Here is a 3,537-nt window from a genome sequence, read left to right on the forward strand (position 1 = left end):
CAAACATTGTCTTTTGTATTTTTTATAAGCTCTGCAATTTTCTGTTTGGAAAGTTCGCCACTTATTTCGTTTGCATAAACTGTCAAAAAAACTGAATAGCAAACCCAAATATTTTTTAAAGGATTTTTTATTTATATTTACTTTTTATACCAAGATTCAAAAGAATTTATCGACAAAAGTATTTTATTTTGGGCAATATTATTCTGATTTTCAACGCTTAATATTCTTGATACTTTTTTCGAAATTTTGCTTGTATTTCTTTATCGTAACCACTTTTGCTTAATATTTTTTGATAATCTTTTTGTGATTCCAGATTAAGTGTAATCTATGTTTTGTTGTCTTTTTTGTCAATTTCAAATTCTATATAAATTACATTAATTTCAAACGTTCATTTGTCCAATTAACAAGTTTATCAAAACAATTCTCTTTTTAAAGTTTCTTTGGATAATTTATATAGTTTGTCTGTTGAAAAGTACATTTGGTTTTTATAAGTTTCTGTTTTTTTAGTGATTTGCTGTAAAGTGTCGCACAACGTTCTCGCGCTACAGCGGGTTTGGGACTAAATTAAGCCTATTCTTCGGATTTGACAAATCATCCAAATACAAAACCATCTTTCCATTAAGCCTAATGCCCAAATCCGTTGTAGCATCTATGTAAAAGCATAACTTAGAGTTACTAAAAACGAAGATTATGCAATTACAAGATGCCTTAACTATTCCAAAGATATTCATTGGTTTAGACATTCACAAAAAAGCTGGAGCGTTTCCATTCAAACGGATTTGTTTTTTCACAGAACGTTTTCGATGCCTTCTGTTGCCGAGGATTTATACAATATGTGGAGCGAACATTTCCAAATCACGAAGTAGCTTTAGTTTACGAAGCAGGATGTTGCGGATTTTCTGCAGCGCGCTATTTTTTAAACTTAGGTTGGCATGTTTTGGTGGTCAATCCCTCCGATGTCAAGACTGGAGATAAGGAGCGGTATCAAAAAAACTGACGCTTTAGATTCCAAAAACCTGTCCAATCAATTAAAAGCGGGTGTGCTCAGGAGCGTTTATATTCCTACCGAAGCACACGAACAGTTTACCACTTTGGCTCGTCACAGAACCCAAATCACCAAGAAACTCCGACAAAGCAAATCGCAAATCAAAAGTATGTTGCTCTTTCATGGGATTGAAATACCTCCAGCATATGATAATTCAAATTGGAACAAAGATTTCATAGTTTGGCTGGAAAATAGAGAATTCAGCTCCCCTTGTGGAAAATTGGCACTTCAGGGCAAAATACGGATGTATCAATTATCAGGTTAAGTATTTGGAAATTGCCAATCAAATGCGTGCGCATTGCAGAAAGACCTGTAAGAACGATTATAATCTCTTGAGGAGCATTCCAGGAATTGGCGGTTATCTGTCCAGTGTAATTTTGGCTGAATGTGGTGATTTGCGCCGATTCAATAACGAAGGACAATTTAGCTCTTACATCGGATTAGTACCAGGGATTTTAATAGCGGCGGATCAGAAAAATGTTTAGGAATAACCCCCAGAAGTCGTTCCCAATTACGAAGTTATTTAGTAGAAGCAGCCTGGATTGCCATTAGAAAAGATGCCGAAATGCAGCAATATTAACGCAAACATCAAGGCAAGAATGTAAAGACTGTCATCATTAAAATAGCTCATAAATTAGCACGAAGAATACTCTCGGTCATTAAAACCGAAACACCTTATCAAATCAATAGAAACTTAGTATTAGAAAAATAAAATAACCTTCTTAAAAAGCTCAATCATACAGAGAATAGACTGCAAAACAGCTAGGCGGTTCTTTAAAATAAGCCGCATTTTGTAGTAGGCAGCTATTTTATTCTTACAATCAAACCGATGCTGGTGGTCTCGTTCTCAAACGAGAACCACATATAGGAGTGGGAGCTTTAAGAATTTAAAAAGAAAGACAATGAAATAAAAGAGATCTAAATACGTGGCATTATTGAAAAAGTTAGAATAATTTTACAGTCTAAGCCTTCGGCAGACAAAAAGTTGTTTCCAACTTTTTCAACAAGCCGTTGGGACGGCATTTTATACTCAAAAAATAACCAACATATAACCCTCTCAAAAGTTGTGAATAACTTTATGATGCTTTACATAGGAGTGGCTGTTATGAGCTGTTTTTTTATTTCATAGTCCATAGCTTTCATTTACGCAATCTATTTCATTTAGATTGTTAATAGGGATTATTCTTCCGTCTATTGAATTTGCTTTCCAAGCCTTTACAATTTTATTCAAGTATTCTGTGTCATTTTTTTCGTCTTTTACAACCGCAATAATTTCACTATTATTTATACCATTTACTCGACAAGTACAAAGTGAAATAATTTATCTTCTTTCAGACTATTAATCATAACTGTGTCCAATATTTTGTTTGATAACTTTAACTTTTTCCACCTATTTTTTCTCCAGTATTAGAAGATATTTCCCTTTGTTAAAAAAATTGTGATATACCAATTTATATTCAATGGATTTTTTCCCATAATCAATCATAGATCCAGCTTGAAACTCAAAATTTTTCAATTCGGGAATTTCGTTATTTTAGTATAAATTTTTCCCTTCAGTGAATTCTGTTCTTCTTTAGTGTCATTTTTGCAACTAAAAGAAATATTGCAAAAAATAATAGTGTAATTGTTATCTTCATAGTTTTTGTCTCGTCAGGTAAAATAGCTCATAACGTCCCGCCGCTTGGCGAGGTTGGGGACTAAATTAAGATTTATTTTCGGTTAATCACAAAATTTCCAAATACAACACCACTTTAAATTAAGCCTAATTCCCGACTATTGCTTACTAGCTGTTAGCGGATGTTTTTCTCATTGTCTAGTAATATTTCCGCTCCACCTGAACCAAAAATACCAAAGTGTTTTTCGTTCGGTGAAAATCCAAATTTCAATGTTGTGTATTCAAGATTGATTAATGAAATTAGTTCGAACTCTTTCCAATATTCAGTCTGTGATTTTGTCTAGTTTTGATATTCTGTATTCCAATTATTTGCTCTCCAAGTGATGGACTAAAAGAGTCCAAATTCCAAAAGTCTGTTGTGCAATGATTGCCATCTCCACCTCGAAGTCCAAATATTTTTATAGTTTGTCCAAGTTCATCATTAAATTCTAAATTGTCCTTAGAAAATTTTGTCATTGCGGAATTATCCTCGTCATAGTTTCTTATTTCTCTTTGCCCTGTTATTGGGTCAGATATTGAATATTCGTCTGACGAAAACAGAAACACTTTACTGTCAAGTGTGTCCAGCCACTAGCAGCAATAACTCCAGCCGCAGAAATAACAAACCCTTGTTTTGTCCAAGGTAATGAAGGTTCTTTTACAAAGTCAAATAGGTTTGTTTTACTCTTTTTTAAAGAAGTCCATTTCTGAAATATATTTATATAGTTTGTCTTTCACGTCTCTGTCTTTTTAAAATATCCGCTAACGTTCCCGAGCTACAAGTAGTTTGGGACTAAATTAAGCCCATTATTCGGATTCGCCAAATCTTCCAAATACA

2 protein-coding genes and 1 pseudogene are annotated in these 3,537 nt (G+C 33.5%); 2 read left to right on the top strand and 1 reads right to left on the bottom strand.

Annotated features, from left to right (window positions below; genetic code table 11):
• The first annotated feature begins 932 nt into the window (after positions 1–932).
• A complete protein-coding gene (locus LQ189_RS16225) occupies positions 933–1,310 on the top strand; it encodes a transposase (RefSeq protein WP_230158707.1) in 378 nt (125 codons plus the stop codon).
• Between the two features lie 22 nt (positions 1,311–1,332).
• Positions 1,333–1,625, top strand: a pseudogene (locus LQ189_RS16230) (transposase).
• A gap of 1,335 nt (positions 1,626–2,960) precedes the next feature.
• Here LQ189_RS16230 and LQ189_RS16235 read toward each other — a convergent pair.
• Positions 2,961–3,176 carry a hypothetical protein gene (locus LQ189_RS16235; protein ID WP_230158709.1) on the bottom strand — a complete coding sequence of 72 codons (216 nt, stop codon included), beginning with the start codon at positions 3,174–3,176 and terminating at the stop codon, positions 2,961–2,963.
• Positions 3,177–3,537 lie beyond the last annotated feature (361 nt).

The organism is Flavobacterium sp. CECT 9288 (assembly GCF_918731615.1).
GTDB lineage: Bacteria > Bacteroidota > Bacteroidia > Flavobacteriales > Flavobacteriaceae > Flavobacterium.